Here is a 20069-nt window from a genome sequence, read left to right as displayed (position 1 = left end):
CGTCTCGCAGGTTATCCCCGAGCCCCTCCGGACCCTAAATCGCAGATCACACCTGGGCGGTGATTACGGTCACAGATCGCGCTGGTGGCCGGGTCGCAGTGGACAAAACGGCAGGGGCGCGGCGGTGGAGCGCCCCCGGTGGACCGGGCGGTCCCCGCTGGTCCGGAGCGGTGACAGGGGGCGCCGGGGACGCAAGGGGGTGCCCGAGGTCAGCCCCTGAGCGCCTTCGCGTCGGTCTCCCTGTCCGGTACGGGCAGCGGCCGCTTCTCGATCGCGGCTGCCATCACGTCCGGGAAGAGATCCGGCGTACAGGCGAAGGCCGGAGCGCCCAGCGCGGAGAGTGCCGCCGCATGGTCGCGGTCGTAGGCGGGCGCGCCTTCGTCGGAGAGGGCGAGCAGCGTCACGAACTGCACTCCGGACGCCTTCATCGCGGCGACCCGCTTCAGCATCTCGTTGCGGATACCGCCCTCGTAGAGGTCGCTGATGAGCACGACGACGGTGTCGGCGGGGCGGGTGATCCTCGACTGGCAGTAGGCCAGCGCCCGGTTGATGTCGGTGCCGCCGCCGAGCTGGGTGCCGAAGAGCACATCGACGGGGTCGTCGAGCTGATCGGTGAGATCGACCACCGCCGTGTCGAAGACGACGAGCCTGGTCCGCAGAGCGCGCATGGAGGCGAGCACCGCGCCGAACACCGACGCGTAGACCACGGAGGCCGCCATCGAGCCGGACTGGTCGATGCAGAGGATGACGTCCTTCTTCACGGACTGCGCGGCACGCCCGTAGCCGATGAGCCGCTCCGGGACGATCGTCCCGGCGCCGTCCTCTCCGGGCAGGGTCAGGTAGTTCTTGAGGTTGGCCCGGATGGTGCGGTCCCAGTCGATGTCGTGGTGACGCGGCCGGGCGATCCTCGCCGAGCGGTCCAGCGCACCGGTGAGCGTGGCCCGGGTACGCGTGGTGAGCCGCTTCTCCAGCTGCTCGACGACCTTGCGGACGACGGCTCTCGCGGTTTCCCTCGTCGTCTCGGGCATGACCTTGTTGAGGGAGAGCAGGGTGCCGACCAGGTGGACGTCCGCCTCGACGGCCTCCAGCATCTCCGGTTCGAGCAGGAGCGCGGAGAGGCCGAGGCGGTCGATGGCGTCGCGCTGCATGACCTGGACGACGGAGCTGGGGAAGTACGTCCGGATGTCCCCGAGCCAGCGGGCCACGGACGGCGCCGAGGCGCCGAGACCCGCCGAACGTCCGGTGCTGCCCCGGCCGCCGGGTTTGCTGCCGCCCTCGTACAGCGCGCTCAGCGCACCGTCCATCGCGGCATCGCGTCCGGTGAGCGTGCAGCCGGTGCTCTGCGCACTGTCCGCACCCAGCACCATGCGCCAGCGCCGCAGCCGCTCCCCGACGTCCGTCGCCGTCCCGCTGTCTGTCGTCATCCCGTTGCCCCCAGGGGTTCCTGTTCGATACCGGGTGCCTTTTCGTTGCCGGGTGCCTCTGCCGGCCCTTCCGCTTCCGAGCCCGGGCCGAGGAGCAGGCGCAGTACCGGCACGACCGCGTCCGCGCGGGCCACGTCCAGGACCGGTCCGAAGCCCGGTGCGGTCGCCTCGCCTCCCGGGACCGCGCCGGTGCCCGCGGCTCCGGCGGGCACCGGGCCGCGCCGGACGAGCTCGCCCAGCGTGCGCCGTACGCCCGGCTCGTACGCCGAGAAGGTGCGGCGCAGCAGCGGCAGCACATCGGTGAAGGTGGCGGCGGGGACGCCGGTGAGCCAGGAGTCGACGAGGGCGAGCAGCCGTTCGTCGTGGATCAGGAGCATGCCGCCGCCGGCCGCTCCGCCGACGAAGCCCTCGATCCAGGCGGCGGCGTCGGCGGGCGGTGTGCCGGGCGACAGGGCGAGGCCCATCAGCCGGGCCGCGTCGTCCTGTGCGAGGTGCCCGTCGTCGAGCAGCAGCCGGGCGGCCCGGCCCCTGATGACACCCGCGACCGCGTCCCGGGCCGCGAGCTTGTGCAGCACCGCCCTCCAGCGCTCGCGCAGCCCGTCCGCATTGGCCGGTACGGCACCGGCGAGCAGCCCGATCGCCGTGTGGACGCCGTCCACCTGCCGGCGCAGCGCCTCGGCCCCGTCGGTGTCGAGCCCGGAGCAGGCGGGAGGCAGCCCGACACAGATCCGCTCCGCCAGCCCGGCCGCGACCTCCCCGAGCGCCGCGGTGTCCGTCGAGCGGACGTCCCCGTAGCGCAGGGTGCGGGCCAGGGCGGGCAGCGCGTCGGCGAGGTGGCCGACATCGGTGTCGAGCGCGGCGCGGTCGGCGAGGACCCGCATCACGACGGGCAGGGCCTCGGGCAGCCCGGCCAGCAGGCACCGCTCGGCGAGGGCGGTCACCTCGGCGAGGGCGGTGGCCGCCAGGGCGTCCGACTCGGCGCGGGCGGTCGCGGCGGCGAGCACGGTGGTGCCCCAGACCCCGGCCTCCGCGACGCGCACGTACAGCTCGGGTTCCCAGCGCAGCCGCCAGCTCTCCCGGAAGGTGCCGGTGCTCCCCCGGCCCGCGGTGGGTTCGCCCCATCCGACGCCGAGGACGCGCAGCCGGTGCAGCAGCCGGCTGCGGTCCGCGTCGGTGTCCTTGCGGAGGTCGAGCTCCATCTCCCGCTCGGACGCCTCGGGTTTGAGCCGCAGGGTGCGCTGCTGACGGACGAGGTCGCGCTGCAGCGGCACCGCGGGGGCGGTGTCCGGGACCTCGCCGAGGGTCCCGCCGACGATCAGGCGCTCCCGGACGAGGGCGAGCGGTACGTCGGAGCCCTCGCACATCACGGCCCGGACGGCGTCGGTCGTCTCGCTCAGTCCGGCGAGCGGCCTGCCCCGCATGGCGGCGAGGGTCTCGGCGAGCCGGACCGCTTCGATCACATGGGCGGACGACACGAACCGGTCCTCGTCGCGCAGGAGTCCGGCTACCTTCGTCATCCAGCGCTCGACCGGGCGGTCCGGGGCGGCGAAGAGGTGCGCGTACCAGCCGGGCGAGTCGATCCCGGCCCCGTATCCGCTGTGCCGGGCGAGCCTTTCGTGGGTCCATGGCACCCAGGTCAGTTCGGCCTTGACCTTGGGCAGCCCCTTGAGGAGGGCCCGGTCCGCGGTGAGCGTCGTCCGGGCCCGCAGCGCGGGCACGTGCCAGGCACCGCACACCACGGCGAAACCGTCGCCGAACTCCTTCACCGCCGCGCGCAGTTGGATGCGCATGTACGCCTCACGCACCGCGTCCCTGGGGTGTCCGCCGTCCCCGTACACCTCGCGCAGGGCGGTCATCGCCTCACCGAGCGCGGCGAACGCGGCGAGCGGGCCGGTGTCGGCGGCGCCGGGGACGCGGTGTTCGACGACGTCCTCCCACCACCGCTCGGGGTCGTCGTATCCCGCTGTCTCGGCCAGTACCCGGATGGGGTCGACGGGCACGGGCCGGGGCTCGTCGTCCCCCTCCGCACCCTGGGCCGGCCGGTCGTCCCGCTCGCCCTCCTCCATGGCCAGGGAGTGCGCCGCGGGCAGGTCGATGAAGCGGACCGGGACGCCGTGCGCCAGGGCCCAGCGGATCGCCACCCACTCGGGCGAGAACGCGGCGAACGGCCAGAACGCCGCCCGGCCCGGGTCGTCCACCGCATGGGCGAGCAGGGCGACGGGCGGCCGCATCTGCTCGTCGGCCGCGAGCGGCAGCAGTGCGTCGCCCTCGGGCGGCCCCTCGATGAGCACCGCCCGCGGGCGGGCGGCGTCCAGGGCGGCGCGGACGGCGCGGGCGGACCCCGGGCCGTGGTGCCGCACCCCCAGCAGCAGCGGCCCCGCGGGGTGGGTGCCGGTCATACGGAGACCTCACGGCAGGCGCGGTAGAAGTCCTTCCAGCCGTCCCGCTCGCGCACCACGGTCTCCAGATACTCCTGCCAGACCACACGGTCGGCCGCCGGGTCGCGGACGACCGCGCCGAGGATGCCGGCCGCGACGTCCCCGGGGCGCAGCACGCCGTCGCCGAAGTGGGCTGCGAGGGCCAGGCCGTTGGTGACGACGGAGATGGCCTCGGCCGTGGACAGCGTCCCCGAAGGGGACTTGACCTTGGTGCGGCCGTCGGTGGTGACGCCGTCGCGCAGCTCTCGGAAGACCGTGACCACACGGCGGATCTCCGCGAGGCCGTCGGGCGCGGGCGGCAGGTCGAGCGAGCGCCCGACCTGGTCGACGCGCCGGGAGACGATGTCGACCTCCGCCTCCGGGGTGGCGGGCAGCGGCAGCACCACGGTGTTGAACCGGCGGCGCAGCGCGCTGGACAGTTCGTTGACCCCGCGGTCGCGGTCGTTGGCCGTGGCGATGACGTTGAACCCGCGGACGGCCTGGACCTCCTGGCCCAGTTCGGGCAGGGGCAGTGTCTTCTCCGACAGGATCGTGATCAGCGAGTCCTGCACATCGGCGGGGATGCGGGTCAGTTCCTCGATGCGTGCGGTCATTCCCTCGGACATGGCGCGCATCAGCGGGCTGGGCACCAGCGCGTCACGGCTGGGGCCGTGCGCGAGCAGTTCCGCGTAATTCCATCCGTAGCGGACGGCTTCCTCGGGGGTGCCCGCCGTGCCCTGGACGAGCAGGGTGGAGTCGCCGCTCACGGCGGCCGCGAGATGCTCGGAGACCCAGGTCTTGGCGGTGCCGGGCACACCGAGGAGCAGCAGCGCACGGTCGGTGGCGAGTGTGGTGACGGCGACCTCGACGAGCCGGCGCGGGCCCACGTACTTGGGCGTGATCACGGTGCCGTCGGGCAGCGTGCCGCCGAGCAGGTACGTGGCGACGGCCCACGGCGAGAGCCGCCAACGCGCGGGCCGGGGACGGTCGTCGGCGGCGGCGAGCGCCTTCAGCTCATCGGCGAAGGCGTCCTCGGCATGCGGGCGCAGAGCCTCGCCGCCGATGGCTGCGGTGGTTTCGGACACGGTCATGGATCCCCCTCCAGATCGGTCGGCCTGGTGTGGTTCCCACGGTGCACCATGCCACTGACAATCGGCCTTTCCCCAGGTCGGGGCCGGTTGTCAGTGGCGCGGCCTACCGTCGTTCCCATGCTGCTGACTGACGGGGGAGAACCCTTGGGCGCCGCTGCTCCGGTGGCGCGCTGGACGGTGGAGCAGGTCCTGGCCCTGGCTCCTGACGACGCTTCACGCAAGGCGGGGAACAAGCTCGGTTCGGCCGGTCCGTGGTCGGACACCGGGCGGGACGGTTCGGGTGCGGTCTGGGGGCTGTGCAGAGGAAGCGGGAGCAAGCCGTACCGGACGGTGATCGACACCACGGGCCCCGCGTACAAGTGCAGTTGCCCCAGCCGGAAGTTCCCGTGCAAGCACGCGCTGGGCCTGCTGCTGCTCCGCGCGTCCGACGGGCCGGCCGTGCCCGCAGCGGATCCGCCGGACTGGGCCGGCGACTGGCTGACGGACCGTCGCGCCCGCGCGCAGGACAAGCAGCGGCCCGACCGGGCCGACGGCACGGCGGGCGGGCCCGCCGACCCGGAGGCTGCCCGGCGGCGGGCCGAGCGCCGGGCCGAGCGGATCGGCGGCGGCGCACTGGAGCTGGAACAGCGGCTGACCGACCTGCTGCGTGGCGGTCTGGCCGCGACCGAGCAGTCGGGATACGGGCTGTGGGAGGAGACGGCGGCCCGCATGGTCGACGCGCAGGCGCCCGGTCTCGCGGGCCGGGTCCGGGAGCTGGGCGCGATACCGGCGTCCGGGCCGGGCTGGCCGGTGCGGCTGCTGGAGGAGTGTGCGCTGCTCCATCTGCTGGACAGGGCCTGGCTCGGCCTCGACCGGCTGCCCGACCCGCTGGCCGCGACGGTCCGCACGAGGGTGGGACTGACGACCCCGGCACAGGGCCCGCCGGTCCGCGACCGCTGGCTGGTCCTCGCCCAGTACGACACCCCCGACGGCAAGATCGTCACCCGCCGCATCTGGCTGTACGGAAGGGACTCGGGCCGCACCGCGCTGCTCCTGTCCTTCGGGGCAGCGGGGCGCTCCCCCGGCCAGGCCCTCCCGGTGGGCGTCACGATCGACGCCGAGCTGACGCCGTACCCGGGGTCCGCGCAGCTGCGGGCCGAGCTGGGCCCGCAGTTCGGGGCGCCGGAGCAGACCGGTACGCCGCCGCCGGGTGTCACGGTCACCGAGGCGATCGCCGCGTACGGCAGGGCCCTGGGCGACGACCCGTGGCTGGAGTCCTGGCCCGTGACGCTGCGCGATGTCATACCGGTGGCGGCCGCGGACGGCTGGCAACTGGCGGACGCGCAGGGCCGTTCGGCGCTGCCCGTCGCCGCCGTCGCCCTGTCCCGGCCGGCGCTGTGGAAGCTCGTCGCGGTCTCGGGCGGCGGACCGCTCACCGTCTTCGGTGAATGCGGCCACCGCGGTTTCGATCCGCTCGCCGCCTGGCCGTCCGGACGCGAGGGCGGCGACACCGCCACGTCTGCCGGTTCTGCCGCTGCTCCGCAGGCCGCCGAGACCGTACCGCTCATCTGACCCCTGAAGGAGGAGCGATGCCCCGCACCACCCCGCCCGCACCGGTACCCACTCCCACTCCGACTCCCGCCTCGTCCACCCGGATGCCCGCACCCACGCCCGCCACACCCGTGTCCACGCCCATGTCCGAGTCCGCCGACGTGGCCGTGTCCGCCCCGTGGGAGGAGCTCGTCACTTCCGCGCTGCTCGGTACGGACCGCCGCCCGCCCGGGACCTCGGCCGGTACGGGACCGGACGGCGCGGCGGTGGCGCTGCTGGACGCCGCGGCGCTGCACACGGTGCGCCGCCGGGCGGGTCTGCTGCCCGCTCCCGCGGCTCCCCTGCCGGACCCCGCACCCGCCGATCCGCGGCCGCCGCTGCCCGCGGCCGCCCGGAGCCGGCTGGCGCTGCTGCTCGCCGACCGGGCGGCGGCCGGCGGGTCGGGCGGCAGGCGCGGCGCGGCCCCCGATCTGACGGAACTGATACCGCAGTGGCTGGCCACCGCCAACCTGCACGGCTACCGGGCACCCGACGCGGTACTGCCGCCCCTGCTGGACGCGGCCAGGGCGCGGACCGATCTGCGGCCCCAGGCCCTGGAGTTCGCCGGTCCGCGCGGGCTGTGGCTGGCCGGGATGAACCCGGAGTGGAAGTTCGCGCTGCGTGGCTCGTCGGGCAGTTCGCTGCTGCCCTCGGTGACCGATCAGGAGGCGGTGCGCCGGTTGTGGGAGGAGGGCCTGTTCGCGGAGCGGGTCGCGCTGCTCGCGGCCGTACGGGCGCATGACGCGGACGCCGCCCGCGCCCTGCTCGCCACGACCTGGTCCACCGAGCGGGCCGAGGACCGGCTGATGTTCGCCGACTCCCTGCGCACCGGGCTGTCCGGTGCGGACGAGGAGTTCCTGGAGCAGGCGCTCGCCGACCGCAGCCGCAATGTCCGGGCGACGGCCGCCGAGTTGCTGTCGGCGCTGCCCGGATCGGCGCTCGCCGGCCGGATGGCGGCCCGCGCCCTGTCCTGTGTGAGTCCCGGCCTCACCGGCACCGAGCCGTCCGTGGCGGTGGAGGCCCCGCACGAATGCGATGCGTCGATGCAGCGCGACGGAGTGGTGGCCCTCCCGCCGTCCGGCCGTGGCGAACGGTCGTGGTGGCTCGGCCAGTTGGTGGAGTCCTCACCGCTCTCCGTCTGGACGGCGCGGTTCGGCGGCCGGGGTGTGCGGGAGATCGTCGCGCTCCCCGTGGCGGACGGCTGGGGCGAGGAACTGCACGCGGCCTGGTGCCGGGCGGCCGTGCGGCAGCGGGACCCGGAGTGGGCGCGGGCCCTGCTCGGCGCCCCGTCCACACCTCCGTCGAACGGCCCCGGCACGGCCTCGCTCGCCGAACGGTCCAAGCTCCTGGCCGTGCTGCCCGCCGGGGAACGGGCGGCCTGGGTGGCGGACTTCATCGCCGCGCACGGCCTGTCGGAGGCGTTCCAGCTGCTGGGCGTCTGCCCGGTGCCATGGGCCGGTCCGCTCGGCCGGTCCGTCGTCGACGCCCTCGACATCGCCCGGGACGCGGGCAGTTATCCGTGGAGCTTCAGCGGCGTGATGGGCCTGGCCGAGCGCTGCCTGGATCCGGCCGAGGCGAACCGGCTGGAGGTCCTCACCACGACCCCGGACGAACCCGCGGACGCCTCACCCGGTGCGAACGGCTACTGGTCGGAGGCGTTCCAGCGCCTGGTCTCCACCCTGCGCCTGCGGGCCGCGATGGACAGGGAGCTGGCGCCGGACCGGTGAGACGGACGGGCGGAGGGCGGAAGGCGGAAGGCGGAGGGCCGACAGACGGAAGGCCGGCAGACGCGTCGGCCCCCGCCCCGTCCCGCAGCGCCCCGCCCGCCCCGTCCCGCAGCGCGGCGCGACGGGTCCGGGCGTCGCGCCCCGCCGGCGGCGGGGTCGGACACCCCCGGCGACGGGGTCAGGGGGCAGGGGGCAGCCCCCACCCCCGACCTGGCAGGGGTCAGGCTCCCGCCGGCTGGCGGACGTGTGCGTTGACCCACTCGACGATCGCGACGGTCGTCGCGCCGGGGGTGAAGATCTCCGCGACGCCGAGCTCCTTCAGCGGGGCGATGTCCGCCTCCGGGATGATGCCGCCGCCGAAGACCTTGATGTCCTCCGCCTCGCGCTCCTTCAGCAGCTCGATCACCTTCGCGAAGAGCGTGTTGTGCGCACCGGAGAGGATCGAGAGACCGATCGCGTCGGCATCCTCCTGGATCGCGGTGTCCACGATCTGCTCGGGCGTCTGGTGGAGCCCCGTGTAAATGACCTCCATACCGGCGTCGCGCAGGGCCCGCGCGATCACTTTGGCCCCGCGGTCATGGCCGTCGAGGCCCGGCTTGGCCACCACCACACGGATCGGACCGGTCACACCCATCACTGCCTCCACATGCGTCTCCCGTACCGGAAGGGCCGGGGATGTGAACGAACGTTATCCACAGCATCCCGCAAGCCGCCGTTTCGCGGTGGACCGGGAGGGGGAAATCACACCTGGGACATGTTCACCGGGCACCGTTCCCGCGGTAGACGGCAGACCTGCCGCGCGGGACCGGCGCCTGGGGAGCCGCATCGAGGTCGTCGTATCACCGCGCCGTCAGCCGCACGGCACGGTGGTACGGCTCACCATCTGCCCTCCGGCCGGTCACGGAAGGTGATCCGGAAAGCACGGCGGGCGGCCGGTCCCGGCCGGCGACACACCGGACCGGGCCTCCGACACGGCACCCCATGAGGGCATACGGGGCACGGAGCCGCCTCACCCCGGGTGCCGGAGCAGGAGGTCGACGATGAAGACCCTGCCTTTCCTTCCCCTACTGCTGCGCCGCACCTGCCTGCGCACCGCCTGGCTGCCAGCCGCCTGGTTGCCGGCCGCCCGGCTGCCGGCCGCACTGCTGAGAGCGACCGCCCTGGAACTCGTGGTGCTCGCCGGACACGTGCTCCTGTATCCCACCGGAATCACCGGTGAGCGGCGCCCCGGACCGGCCCCCACCGATTCGGCCCCCGCACCGGCCGGGACCGCCACCCTGCCCGCCGGGCGCCCCGACCGGCCGCCCGTCGTGCTCCTGCACGGCTTCATCGACAACCGCTCGGTGTTCGTCCTGCTGCGCCGCTCGCTGACCCGGCACGGCTGGCGCCACGTGGAGTCGCTCAACTACTCCCCGCTGACCTGTGACATCCGTACGGCCGCCGAGTTGCTGGGCCGGCACATCGAGGAGATCTGCGCCCGCACGGGACACCGCGAGGTCGACATCGTCGGGCACAGCCTCGGCGGTCTCCTGGCGCGCTACTACGTGCAGCGCCTGGGCGGTGACCGGCGGGTGCGCACGCTGGTCACCCTCGGCACACCGCACGCGGGCACGGCCGTCGCCCCGCTGGCCAGCGCTCACCCCATCGTGCGGCAGATGCGCAGTGGCTCGGTCCCGATCGAGGAACTGCGGCTGCCCGCCCCCGGCTGCCGTACCCGGTTCGTCAGCTTCTGGAGCGAGCTGGACCAGGTGATCGTCCCGGCCGAGGCGGCCTGTATCGACCACCCGGACCTCGACGCGCTGAACGTGCGCGTCAGCGGAATCGGGCACCTCGCCCTGCCGGTGCACCCGGCCGTTGCCGCCGGAGTCCGTCAGGCGCTCGACGTACCCGAGCCGGCCCTCGGATCAGCCGGCGCCGCTTCCGTGGCCTGAACCGGCCGAATCCGGGCATCGAGACGCGCCCGGCCGGCACCCCGCCTGCGCCACGAATAGAACGGGTTTCGAACATAGAGCCAAGGCTGTGTGAGCAGCCCGCCGAAAGACGGCCGATTGCCCGTTTCCTGAGCGCCGGGAAGCCGTCGAAGATTGTCGGCGTCGCGTACCGCCGGGTACAGTCGCGGCCACTGCTTTCCCCCGGGGTCCCCCGTCGGCCCCCGGACACTGGTCCTGCTGCCGAGGCGAGAGAGAAGTTGGTGAACGACCAGCCCCCCCACGCCGGGTACGCCGGATACGACAGCCACTCCACGGGCAGCTTCGACAGCGACCCGCTCTTCGGCTCCCTCCCCGGCGGCTACGACGGCACGTACGACACCGCGCCGGGCTACGACGCCTCCTACGGCAGCGGACAGGCCGCGTACAGCGGCTCGTACGACTCCGCCCAGTGGGACACGGGCGCGCACCGGACGGCCGCCTACGACCACTCGGCCGACTACACGGCCTACGCCGCCCAGGCCCAGCAGCACCCCCAGTACGACGCGGCCGCACAGTACGACGCAGCCCCCCCGTACGACGTGGCTCCGCAGTACGACACCACCGCGACCTGGATGCCCGCCGACGGCTACGGCGCGACGATCCCGGCCCAGGGCGGCGCCCCCGACTCCTCCGGCCAGTGGGACACCACCGCCTGGCACCCGAACGGCCAGTGGGCAAGCACCGACACGGCGGGATACGACACCGGCGCGTACGACGCCACCGCCTGGAACACCGGCGCCACGCCCGAGCACGAACAGCAAACGGTGCAAACCGGGAACACCCCGTACGAAGCCGAACAAACGGCGCAGCATTCGTACGAAACGCACGAGGCATACGGATCTCACGAGGTACATGAGACCGGCGGGACGTACGAGAGCGACGAAACGTACGAGCCCCGCGCAACGTACGAGCCCGGCGGAACGCACCAAACCACCGGATCGTACGAGCAGGTCTCCTACGATCCGCACGATCTGCTCGATCCGTACGAGCCCTACCGCACCGCCGAGGCCGGTCCCGCGGAGACGGACCTCGACGCCGACGGCCCCGAGGCCGACGCGGACGACCGCACCGACCGCGCCCGGGCCGCCGAATCCGCCGCCCCGGCCGACGCCCACCGCACCGCAGGCCGCCCCGCCACCCGCAGTGGCGGCAGTCGCAGCCGCAGGCGTTCCCCCGCGAAGCGCTCCGCACTCCTGACCGTCGCCGTTCCCTCTGCCTGCGTGATGAGCGTGGCCGGGATCGCCGCCGCCTCCGTCGGCGGCATGGGCGGTGGCGAGGAGAAGAAGGACGACACCACGTCCATGGCCGCCGCCGACCCCGGCACGGTCAAGCCGGTCGCGGCCAACAACAAGCTGGACACCCAGCTCGCCAATCTCAGCGCCGACGCGGAGAACTTCGCCGACCGGGCCAGCCGCACCCAGGAGCGCATCGACCTGAAGGAGCGGCAGGCCGCCGACAAGAAGAAGCGTGAGGCGGAGGCCGCCCGCAAGGAGGCCCTGCGCCCCAAGTACGTCATGCCGGTCGCGCAGCACGGCCTCAGCGCGTACTTCGGCCAGGCGGGCGTCAACTGGATGTCCGTGCACACGGGCATCGACTTCCCCGTCCAGCTCGGCACTCCGGTGATGGCGGCGACCGACGGCACCGTCCGTACGCAGTTCAACACCGCCTACGGCAACATGGCCATCGTCACCATGGCCGACGGCACCGAGACCTGGTACTGCCACCTGAGCAGCACCCGGATCCGCTCGGGCTCCGTCAAGGCCGGTGACGTCATCGCGTACTCCGGGGACTCCGGCAACTCGACCGGCCCGCACATGCACTTCGAGGTGCGGCCCGGCGGCGGCGCGGCCATCGACCCGCTGCCGTGGCTGCGCAGCCACGGCGTCAACCCGAACTGAGCGACACGGCCGGGCCGGAGCTCGAATGCTCCGGCCGGGCCGCTCACGGGCGTTACAGCTTCTGGACCGGTGCGTACCGCAGGAGCAGCTTCTTCGGCCGCTCGTCGCCGAAGTCGACCGTGGCCTTCGCCTGGTCGCCGATGCCCTCGACCGCCGTCACCGTGCCCAGACCGAACTGGTCGTGGGTGACCCGGTCGCCGGCCACCAGCGTGATCGTCGGCTTGTCCGAGGTCCGCCGGGTCGCGAAGCCCGAGGGGCCGGAACGCGAACGGGACGCGGAGAGCGACGAGGTGATGCCCGACGTCGGTCCCGCCGGGGCCGCCATGGGGCCCTTGCGCTTCCACTCCAGGTGCTGGTCCGGGATCTCCTCGAGGAACCGCGACGGCGGGTTGTACGCGGGCTGGCCCCAGGCGCTGCGCATGGCCGCCCGGGTCAGGTAGAGCCGTTCACGGGCGCGCGTGATGCCGACGTACGCGAGCCGTCGCTCCTCCTCCAGCTCCTTGACCTGGCCCAGCGCCCGCATGTGCGGGAAGACGCCGTCCTCCATGCCGGTCAGGAAGACCACCGGGAATTCGAGGCCCTTGGCGGTGTGCAGCGTCATCAGCGTGACGACACCGGAGCCGTCCTCGTCCTCGTCGGGGATCTGGTCGGCGTCGGCGACCAGCGCGACCTTCTCCAGGAACTCGGCGAGCGTGCCCGCACCCTCCTCCTCCGCCCGCTCCTGCTCGAATTCGAGGGCGACGGAGGCAAGCTCCTGGAGGTTCTCGATGCGGGTCTCGTCCTGCGGGTCGGTGGACGCCTGGAGCTCGGCGAGATAGCCGGTCCGCTCCATGACGGCCTCCACCACGACCGCCGGTCCGGCACCGGACTCCACGACCGTGCGCAGCTCCTCCATCAGCGTGTTGAACCGCTTGACGGCGTTGGCGGAACGGGCCGCCATCCCGTACGCCTCGTCGACGCGGCGCAGCGCCTGCGGGAAGGTGATCTTCTCGCGCAGGGACAGGGCGTCGATCATCGCCTCGGAGCGGTCGCCGATGCCCCGCTTGGGCACATTGAGGATGCGGCGCAGCGGGACGGTGTCCTCGGGGTTGGAGAGGACCCGGAGGTAGGCCAGGACGTCCCTGACCTCCTTGCGCTCGTAGAAGCGCACCCCGCCGACGACCTTGTACGGCAGGCCGACGCGGATGAAGATCTCCTCGAAGACACGGGACTGCGCGTTCGTCCGGTAGAAGATCGCCACATCGCCGGCCTTGGCGTCGCCCGCGTCGGTCAGCCGGTCGATCTCGTCGGCGACGAACTGCGCCTCGTCGTGCTCGGTGTCCGCGACGTATCCGGTGATCCGGGCGCCGGAGCCGGCGTTGGTCCAGAGGTTCTTCGGGCGACGGCTCTCGTTGCGCTCGATGACCGCGTTGGCCGCGGACAGGATCGTCTGCGTGGAGCGGTAGTTCTGCTCCAGCATGATCGTGGTCGCGTTCGGATAGTCCTCCTCGAACTGGAGGATGTTGCGGATGGTCGCGCCGCGGAAGGCGTAGATCGACTGGTCCGCGTCACCCACGACGCACAGCTCGGCGGGGGCGTCCTCGGGACCGGCCGGGCCGACCAGCTCCCGTACGAGGGTGTACTGGGCGTGGTTGGTGTCCTGGTACTCGTCGACGAGGACGTGCCGGAAGCGGCGGCGGTAGTGCTCGGCGACGTCGGGGAACGCCTGGAGCAGGTGCACCGTCGTCATGATGATGTCGTCGAAGTCCAGGGCGTTGGCCTCGCGCAGCCGGGACTGGTAGAGCGCGTAGGCCTGGGCGAGGGTCTTCTCGAATCCGTCGGCGGCCTGTCCGGCGAAGGTCTCCTCGTCGATCAGCTCGTTCTTCAGGTTCGAGACCTTCGCCGTGAACGACTTCGGCGGGAAGCGCTTCGGGTCGAGGTCGAGATCGCGGCAGACCAGGGCCATGAGGCGCTTGGAGTCGGCGGCGTCGTAGATCGAGAACGAGGAGGTGAAGCCGAGCCGCTTCGACTCGCGGCGCAGGATCCGTACGCACGCGCTGTGGAAGGTCATGACCCACATGGCGTTGGCGCGCGGTCCGACGAGCTGCTCGACGCGCTCCTTCATCTCGCCCGCGGCCTTGTTGGTGAAGGTGATCGCCAGGATCTGGCCCGGGTGCACCCCGCGCTCGGCCAGCAGATGGGCGATGCGGTGGGTCAGCACTCGGGTCTTGCCCGAACCGGCTCCGGCGACGATGAGCAGCGGCGAACCGGCGTGCACGACGGCGGCGCGCTGTTCGGTGTTCAGCCCGTCGAGCAGCGCGGCGGCGTCGATCACCGGGCGGTGGGCACCGTCGCGGTAGTACGCGTCGCGGGGCGGCGGCGGCCCGTCGAACACGCCCGCGAAGAGGTCCTCCGGCACCGCTTCGGGTGCGGAGTCCTCGGGGGGCGGCGGGGGGCCTTCGTCCGTGTGCTGGAGGCCGGCCAGGAAACTGTCGTCAAAGAGGCTGCTCATCGCTGTCCGAGTCTAGAGCGCCGCACCGACACCCAGGGGCCGCATGCCGAACCGCGCACCGGAGTCCGGGCACGCACAGCAATACGGGGACCGCGTTGCGTAGGGGAATCCCGTATCCCGCCTGCCCGGACCGCCCCGATGCGCCAAGGTCACGAAAATGTATCGGGCATATCGAACATCAACCTTCACAGCGGCACCATGAGTTGGCTAGCGTGCTCGTTCGGACGGCCCGTACCCCCAAGGCGAACCACGCCGAGCGGGCGGTCCACGCCGAATCCGGGCTGCCCGCAGCGGGAGTCCGGAACCGGGGACCCACACGCAGCACCGGGGTGAATCGGTCCGCATCCCCCACCTGGACCGTAGGGCAGCCTTCCGTTCCGCCCGAACCCGACAGCTAACCCGGTAGGCGGTCCACGGAAGGAGATGCCGGCCTTGGCGTCGCATCGCAAACCGCGCCCCCGGGTGCGCACCACCGCCCCTGCCGTCGGGCTCACCTCGGCCGCGCTGGCATCGGTGACCCTGCTGTCCTCGCAGAGCGCGCTGGCCGCGCCGGCCCCGAAGCCCGGCATCGAGGACGTACAGAAGAAGGTCGACGACCTCTACCGGCAGGCGGGCACCGCGACCCAGCAGTACAACCAGGCGAAGGAGGCGACCACCAAGCAGCGTTCCAAGGTGGACACGCTCCTGGACGACGTCGCCAAGCGCACCGCGAAGATGAACGAGGCCCGCAGGACGCTCGGCACCTACGCCGCGGCCCAGTACCGCGACGGCGCCCTCGCACCGACCGCCACGTTCTTCCTGGCCGACGACCCGCAGTCGTTCTTCGACCAGACCCACCTCATGGACCGGATGGCCACGCGCCAGCAGCAGGCCGTCACGGACTTCCGTACGGAGCAGGTGAAGGCGTCCAAGCAGCGCGCCGAGGCCGTGGCGAGCCTGGAGACGCTCACCGAGTCGCAGGCCACGCTGCGCACCAGCAAGCAGAACGTCCGGACGAAGCTGGCCGAGGCCCGCACGCTGCTGTCGAAGCTGACCGCCGAGGAGAAGGCGCGCCTGGCCGAGCTGGAGCGCAAGAAGGAGGCGGAGGCCGAGCGCAAGGCCGAGGAGCTGGCGAAGAAGCAGGCGGCCGCGAAGGCGGAGGCCGCGCGCAAGGCCGAGGAGGCGGGCACCGGGAGCGGCACGGACACCGGTACGGGTTCGGGCTCCGGTACGGGGTCCGGTTCGGACAGCAGCGCCACGACGAAGGCCGAGAAGGTCCTGGCCTTCGCCCGTGCGCAGCTGGGCAAGCCGTACGTCTGGGGGGCGACCGGCCCGGCCTCGTACGACTGCTCGGGACTCACCCAGGCGGCCTGGAAGGCCGCGGGCGTCGACATCCCCCGGACCACCTGGGACCAGGTGAACGTCGGCACCCGGGTCGCCACGGCGGATCTGCGCCCCGGTGACCTGGTCTTCTTCTACGACGACATCAGCCACGTCGGCATCTACAAGGGCGACGGCATGATGATCCACGCGCCGAAGCCGGGGGCGAACGTGCGCGAGGAGTCGATCTACTACATGCCGATCTACGGCAGCGTGCGGCCGTCCTAGGCGGCCTTGAAGCGCGAAAACGCTGCTGCCCGGACCTCTTCAGGTCCGGGCAGCAGCGTTTTCGCGGCCGTGCTCCCTGCTCAGGTCCAGAGCGTGGCGATGAAGATGTTGACGACCGTCAGCCCGCCGACCGCCGCGAAGAGGCCCTTGTCCACCTTCTCCTCGTCCCGCTTGACGTAGACGATCCCGAGGATCACGACCAGGATCAGCAGCTTGATGGCGATCTTGACGTTGTTCACCGGGTGGTCGTCGGCCTGGTTCAGCCCTACCAGGGCGATTCCGGTGACCAGCATGGTCAGCGCACCGTGCAGCATGCCCGGGACGAATCGCGCCGTGCCCGCCCCCATCGCCTTCATCTGGGTGAGGAAACCGCCCAGCAGGGCGGCGATGCCGATGATGTGCAGGGCGACGAAGACATCGATGAGTACACGCATGGTTCCGCAGCCTAGCTGCGGCCATATCAGCACTTCGCAGGCGGGTGAGCCTTACCGACCGCTTAACTGGCGAATGCACCAATTGCCTTACTCTGGTGCAATTTTTCCGGTCAGCCAACGACAACACAGCGCTAAATTCGGGCAATAAGCATCATTACGACTCTTCCCCGTGCCCCGGGTTTAGCGTCCCTTTCCAGGTGACCGGCTCACCGCCCGCTCCGCACCCGGACGGCGCCGCCGCTCACCCCGCCGGGGTTCCGGCGGCGGGCCGCTCCCCCTGTTGGCGGCCCGCCGGCGGACCCGGGCGGGTCCGCCGGTAGGCCCCGGCGGGCAGTCGACAGGAAGGACGCCCGCCCTCGTGGCAGCGCACCGGAAACCCAAGCAGCGCCCGTACACCGGCTCTGCTGCCCGCACCGCCGCGACACTCGCCTTCGCCGGCGCCGCCACCGCCGCCGCCGCGCTGCCGGGATCCGCACACGCCGATCCGGCGCCGACCACCGCCCAGGTCAGGGCCGAGGTGGACCGCCTCTACCGGGAGGCCGAGGTCGCCACCGAGCAGTACAACGGCGCGAAGGTGGAGGCGGCCGCCACCGCCAGGTCCGTGAACGCCCTGCGCGACGAGGCCGCCCGCAGGACCGAGCGGCTCAACACCGCACGGGACGCCCTCGGTTCGTACGCCGCCGCGCAGTACCGTTCCGGCGGCCTCGACCCCGCCGTCCAGCTGGCGCTCTCCTCGGACCCCGACCAGTACCTCGAACGCGCCTCCTACGTGGAACGGGCCGGTGAGCGCCGCGCGACCCGGCTCCGTGCCGTGGAGCGCCAGGTCGCCGATGTGTCCCAGCTGCGCGCCGAGGCCGCGGGGCAGCTGACCGAACTAGCGACCCGCCAGGCCGACCTGCGCAGGCACAAGGCGACGGTCCGCACCAAGCTCGCCGAGGCGCAGCGGCTGCTGGCCCGCCTCTCCCCGGCCGAACGCGCCTCCTACGACGCCTCGGAGGGCGGCCGCGGCGCCGCCCACGCCGACCGCGGAGCCCCGCGCGGCGCCGTCCGGGCGCCCAACGCCCGTGCCGCCGAGGCCGTCGCCTTCGCGTACACCGCGCTGGGCAAGCCGTACGTCTGGGGCGCGACCGGCCCCTCCTCGTTCGACTGTTCCGGCCTCACGCAGGCCGCCTGGCGCTCCGCGGGTGTCTCGCTCCCCCGGACCACGTACACCCAGATCAACGCCGGACAGCGGGTCTCCCGCTCCGAACTCGCCCCCGGGGACCTGGTGTTCTTCTACTCGGGCATCAGCCATGTCGGTCTGTACATCGGCAACGGCCAGATGATCCACGCCCCGCGTCCGGGCGCCCCGGTCCGCATCGCGCCGATCGACCAGATGCCCTTCGCGGGAGCGACCCGGGTGGCCTGAGCGCCCCGGGCCTCAGACCAGCCGTCGGGCCGTCGCCCATCGCGTCAGTTCGTGCCGGTTGGAGAGCTGGAGCTTGCGCAGCACCGCCGAGACGTGCGACTCGACCGTCTTCACCGAGATGAACAGCTGCTTGGCGATCTCCTTGTACGCGTATCCGCGGGCGATCAGCCGCAGCACCTCGCGCTCGCGCTGGGTCAGCCGGTCGAGGTCCTCGTCGACCGGGGGCGCGTCCGTCGAGGCGAAGGCGTCGAGGACGAAGCCGGCCAGCCGGGGCGAGAACACCGCGTCGCCGTCCTGGACCCGGAAGACCGAGTCGACCAGGTCGGCGCCGGTGATGGTCTTGGTGACATAGCCCCGGGCGCCGCCGCGGATGACGCCGATGACGTCCTCGGCGGCGTCCGAGACGGACAGCGCCAGAAAGCGCACCGGGTTCTCCACCGCGCCCATGAACGGGGCGCAGCGGCGCAGCACCTCGACGCCACCACCGCCCGGGAGGTGGACGTCGAGGAGGACGACCTCGGGGCGGGTCGCCGTGATGACGGTGACCGCCTGGTCGACGTCGGCGGCCTCGCCGACGACCTCGACACCGGTCTCCTCGGTGCGGCCGATCTCGGCCTGCACTCCGGTGCGGAACATCCGGTGGTCGTCGACGAGCACGACTCGTACCCGGCGCTCCGGGCCCTCGTGGCCCCCGGTCGCCTCAGTGGTCCCGTTCATCGCTCGTCCTCTCCATCTCCAGCTCGACTTCCGTGCCCCCGCCGGGCACCGAACGCAGCCGGGCACTGCCGCCGTTGCGCTGCATCCGGCCGATGATTGATTCTCGTACGCCCATTCTGTCCCCCGGTACGGAATCCAGATCGAATCCGGGACCGCGGTCGCGGACCGAGACGAAGACCGTGCGGCCCTCGACCTCCGCGAAGACCTGGACGGCGCCGCCCTCGCCACCGTACTTGGCGGCGTTGACCATGGCCTCACGTGCGGCCTGCATCTGTGCGGTCAGCTTCTCGTCGAGCGGGCAGTCGCCGACGACGACGACCTCCAGCGGGACGCCGTGCTTGTCCTCGACCTCGGCGGCGGCGCGTTTGACGGCCTCGGCCAGGGTCTCGGGCTCGTCGTCCTCGTCCTTGCCGGTGCCCTCGGGGTTGTACAGCCAGTTGCGGAGCTCGCGTTCCTGGGCGCGGGCCAGCCGGCGGACCTCGCCCGCGTCCTCCGCGTTGCGCTGGATCAGGGTGAGGGTGTGCAGCACCGAGTCGTGCACATGGGCGGCGACCTCGGCCCGTTCCTGGGCCCTGATGCGCATGAGGCGTTCCTCGGAGAGGTCCTGGGTCATGCGTACGAGATAGGGGCCGGCCAGCAGGGCGATGCCGGTGAGCACGGCGATGGCCGCGGTGAGGACGTTGCCCAGCTGGGCGGCGGAGCCGCGTACCACCATGAAGCCGGCCAGGCCGAGGCCGACCAGGGCGACCCCGGCGAGGCCCCGGGCCAGGTGCAGGACGCGGCGGCGGCTGCCGACCTCCATCCAGCGGGCCCGGCGGGCGTTGTCGGCCTGCCGCCACACCAGGACGGAGCCGGCGCCGATGAGCAGGGTGGGCCAGATGTAGCGGTCGGCCTTGCTGCCCATGTCGACGTTGCCGACGAAGATCATGGCGCCGATGAGCAGCGCGAGGAGCGCGAAGACCTGGCCCTTGTCGGGTTTGCGGAGCCGGCGCCTGCCGTCGGGGGCGGTCTCGAAGACGGACCGCGGGGTGTCCACACCGCCGACGCCGAGCGGGACGACGATCCAGAACACGGCGTACAGGAGCGCGCCGAGGCCGTCCGCGAAGAACAGTCCGAGGAAGACGAACCGCACCCAGGCGACCGGCAGCCCGAGGTGTCCGGCGAGACCGCGTGCGACGCCGCCGAGCAGCCGCCCGTCGGCGCTGCGGTACAGCTTGCGCTGGGGCGGCTCCTCCGGATCGGGGGCGCGGGAGCTTGCGGCTCGGGTCGTGGCGGCTGGCATGACCCGATCGTCACACGTCCGTGCGGGTGATGGCATCAGGGTCGGCCCCCACTT

Annotated in this window: 14 protein-coding genes and 1 riboswitch; of the genes, 6 read left to right on the top strand and 8 right to left on the bottom strand. The window is 72.6% G+C overall.

Going from position 1 to position 20069, the window contains the following annotated elements; genetic code table 11:
• Positions 1–209: 209 nt before the first annotated feature.
• From OG782_RS23150 to OG782_RS23140, 3 genes are read right to left on the bottom strand one after another with little or no spacing between them, the layout of a single operon-like run.
• Positions 210–1424, bottom strand: a complete 1215-nt coding sequence (locus OG782_RS23150; protein ID WP_406453868.1) for a VWA domain-containing protein — start codon at positions 1422–1424, stop codon at positions 210–212.
• Entirely contained in the window at positions 1421–3823 is a 2403-nt protein-coding gene (locus tag OG782_RS23145; RefSeq protein ID WP_406453866.1) for a DUF5682 family protein, read from the bottom strand. The genes OG782_RS23150 and OG782_RS23145 overlap by 4 nt, the downstream gene beginning before the upstream one ends.
• Complete coding sequence (locus OG782_RS23140) at positions 3820–4932, bottom strand: AAA family ATPase (RefSeq protein ID WP_406453864.1); 1113 nt, start codon at positions 4930–4932, stop codon at positions 3820–3822. Before OG782_RS23140 ends, OG782_RS23145 begins: the two co-directional genes overlap by 4 nt.
• A 117-nt stretch (positions 4933–5049) precedes the next feature.
• Between OG782_RS23140 and OG782_RS23135 the strand changes: the two genes are divergently transcribed.
• Together OG782_RS23135 and OG782_RS23130 are read left to right on the top strand one after the other, a co-directional pair.
• A complete protein-coding gene (locus OG782_RS23135) occupies positions 5050–6483 on the top strand; it encodes an SWIM zinc finger family protein (RefSeq protein WP_406453862.1) in 1434 nt (477 codons plus the stop codon).
• 122 nt (positions 6484–6605) lie between these two features.
• Entirely contained in the window at positions 6606–8228 is a 1623-nt protein-coding gene (locus tag OG782_RS23130) for a DUF5691 domain-containing protein (protein WP_406459228.1), read from the top strand.
• A gap of 220 nt (positions 8229–8448) precedes the next feature.
• On the opposite strand, the gene OG782_RS23125 is transcribed toward OG782_RS23130, so the two are convergent.
• Positions 8449–8862, bottom strand: coding sequence for a cobalamin B12-binding domain-containing protein (locus OG782_RS23125; RefSeq protein WP_406453861.1), 414 nt, complete (start codon positions 8860–8862; stop codon positions 8449–8451).
• A 406-nt stretch (positions 8863–9268) separates the two neighbouring features.
• Between OG782_RS23125 and OG782_RS23120 the strand changes: the two genes are divergently transcribed.
• Positions 9269–10159 carry an esterase/lipase family protein gene (locus OG782_RS23120; protein ID WP_406453859.1) on the top strand — a complete coding sequence of 297 codons (891 nt, stop codon included), beginning with the start codon at positions 9269–9271 and terminating at the stop codon, positions 10157–10159.
• Between the two features lie 260 nt (positions 10160–10419).
• Positions 10420–12096, top strand: a complete 1677-nt coding sequence (locus tag OG782_RS23115) for a M23 family metallopeptidase (RefSeq protein ID WP_406453857.1) — start codon at positions 10420–10422, stop codon at positions 12094–12096.
• Between the two features lie 52 nt (positions 12097–12148).
• Here OG782_RS23115 and pcrA read toward each other — a convergent pair whose 3' ends face one another.
• Positions 12149–14587, bottom strand: coding sequence for a DNA helicase PcrA (gene pcrA / locus OG782_RS23110; protein WP_406453855.1), 2439 nt, complete (start codon positions 14585–14587; stop codon positions 12149–12151).
• A 258-nt stretch (positions 14588–14845) separates the two neighbouring features.
• Positions 14846–15012: riboswitch (cyclic di-AMP (ydaO/yuaA leader) on the top strand.
• On the opposite strand from pcrA, the gene OG782_RS23105 reads away from it, so the two are divergent.
• Positions 15011–16174 (top strand): NlpC/P60 family protein, encoded by a 1164-nt coding sequence (locus tag OG782_RS23105; RefSeq protein WP_406453853.1) that lies wholly within the window; start codon positions 15011–15013, stop codon positions 16172–16174. Its footprint overlaps the riboswitch before it by 2 nt.
• A gap of 80 nt (positions 16175–16254) precedes the next feature.
• Here the strand turns inward: OG782_RS23105 and OG782_RS23100 are convergent, their stop codons facing one another.
• Positions 16255–16608, bottom strand: a complete 354-nt coding sequence (locus OG782_RS23100; RefSeq protein ID WP_406453851.1) for a hypothetical protein — start codon at positions 16606–16608, stop codon at positions 16255–16257.
• A 358-nt stretch (positions 16609–16966) separates the two neighbouring features.
• Here OG782_RS23100 and OG782_RS23095 point away from each other — a divergent pair, with 358 nt between their 5' ends.
• Entirely contained in the window at positions 16967–18016 is a 1050-nt protein-coding gene (locus tag OG782_RS23095) for an NlpC/P60 family protein (RefSeq protein WP_406453849.1), read from the top strand.
• Between the two features lie 12 nt (positions 18017–18028).
• Here the strand turns inward: OG782_RS23095 and OG782_RS23090 are convergent, their stop codons facing one another.
• Complete coding sequence (locus OG782_RS23090) at positions 18029–18733, bottom strand: response regulator transcription factor (RefSeq protein ID WP_136327611.1); 705 nt, start codon at positions 18731–18733, stop codon at positions 18029–18031.
• Positions 18717–20015 (bottom strand): PspC domain-containing protein, encoded by a 1299-nt coding sequence (locus tag OG782_RS23085; protein ID WP_406453847.1) that lies wholly within the window; start codon positions 20013–20015, stop codon positions 18717–18719. Before OG782_RS23085 ends, OG782_RS23090 begins: the two co-directional genes overlap by 17 nt.
• Positions 20016–20069: the final 54 nt, after the last annotated feature.

This window comes from Streptomyces sp. NBC_00876, assembly GCF_045207435.1.
Taxonomy (GTDB): Bacteria; Actinomycetota; Actinomycetes; order Streptomycetales; family Streptomycetaceae; genus Streptomyces.
The sequence above is the reverse complement of the archived record's forward strand: the minus strand, read 5'-3'. Positions and strand labels throughout refer to the sequence as shown.

Bases quoted from the DNA above. Each gene is read 5' to 3' on its own strand.
- OG782_RS23105 (WP_406453853.1), top strand. From the start codon at position 15,011: ATGCCGGCCTTGGCGTCGCATCGCAAACCGCGCCCCCGGGTGCGCACC.
- OG782_RS23125 (WP_406453861.1), bottom strand. From the start codon at position 8,862: ATGGGTGTGACCGGTCCGATCCGTGTGGTGGTGGCCAAGCCGGGCCTC.
- OG782_RS23145 (WP_406453866.1), bottom strand. From the start codon at position 3,823: ATGACCGGCACCCACCCCGCGGGGCCGCTGCTGCTGGGGGTGCGGCAC.
- OG782_RS23130 (WP_406459228.1), top strand. From the start codon at position 6,606: ATGTCCGAGTCCGCCGACGTGGCCGTGTCCGCCCCGTGGGAGGAGCTC.
- OG782_RS23100 (WP_406453851.1), bottom strand. From the start codon at position 16,608: ATGCGTGTACTCATCGATGTCTTCGTCGCCCTGCACATCATCGGCATC.
- OG782_RS23150 (WP_406453868.1), bottom strand. From the start codon at position 1,424: ATGACGACAGACAGCGGGACGGCGACGGACGTCGGGGAGCGGCTGCGG.
- OG782_RS23120 (WP_406453859.1), top strand. From the start codon at position 9,269: ATGAAGACCCTGCCTTTCCTTCCCCTACTGCTGCGCCGCACCTGCCTG.
- OG782_RS23090 (WP_136327611.1), bottom strand. From the start codon at position 18,733: ATGAACGGGACCACTGAGGCGACCGGGGGCCACGAGGGCCCGGAGCGC.
- pcrA (WP_406453855.1), bottom strand. From the start codon at position 14,587: ATGAGCAGCCTCTTTGACGACAGTTTCCTGGCCGGCCTCCAGCACACG.
- OG782_RS23135 (WP_406453862.1), top strand. From the start codon at position 5,050: ATGCTGCTGACTGACGGGGGAGAACCCTTGGGCGCCGCTGCTCCGGTG.
- OG782_RS23140 (WP_406453864.1), bottom strand. From the start codon at position 4,932: ATGACCGTGTCCGAAACCACCGCAGCCATCGGCGGCGAGGCTCTGCGC.
- OG782_RS23085 (WP_406453847.1), bottom strand. From the start codon at position 20,015: ATGCCAGCCGCCACGACCCGAGCCGCAAGCTCCCGCGCCCCCGATCCG.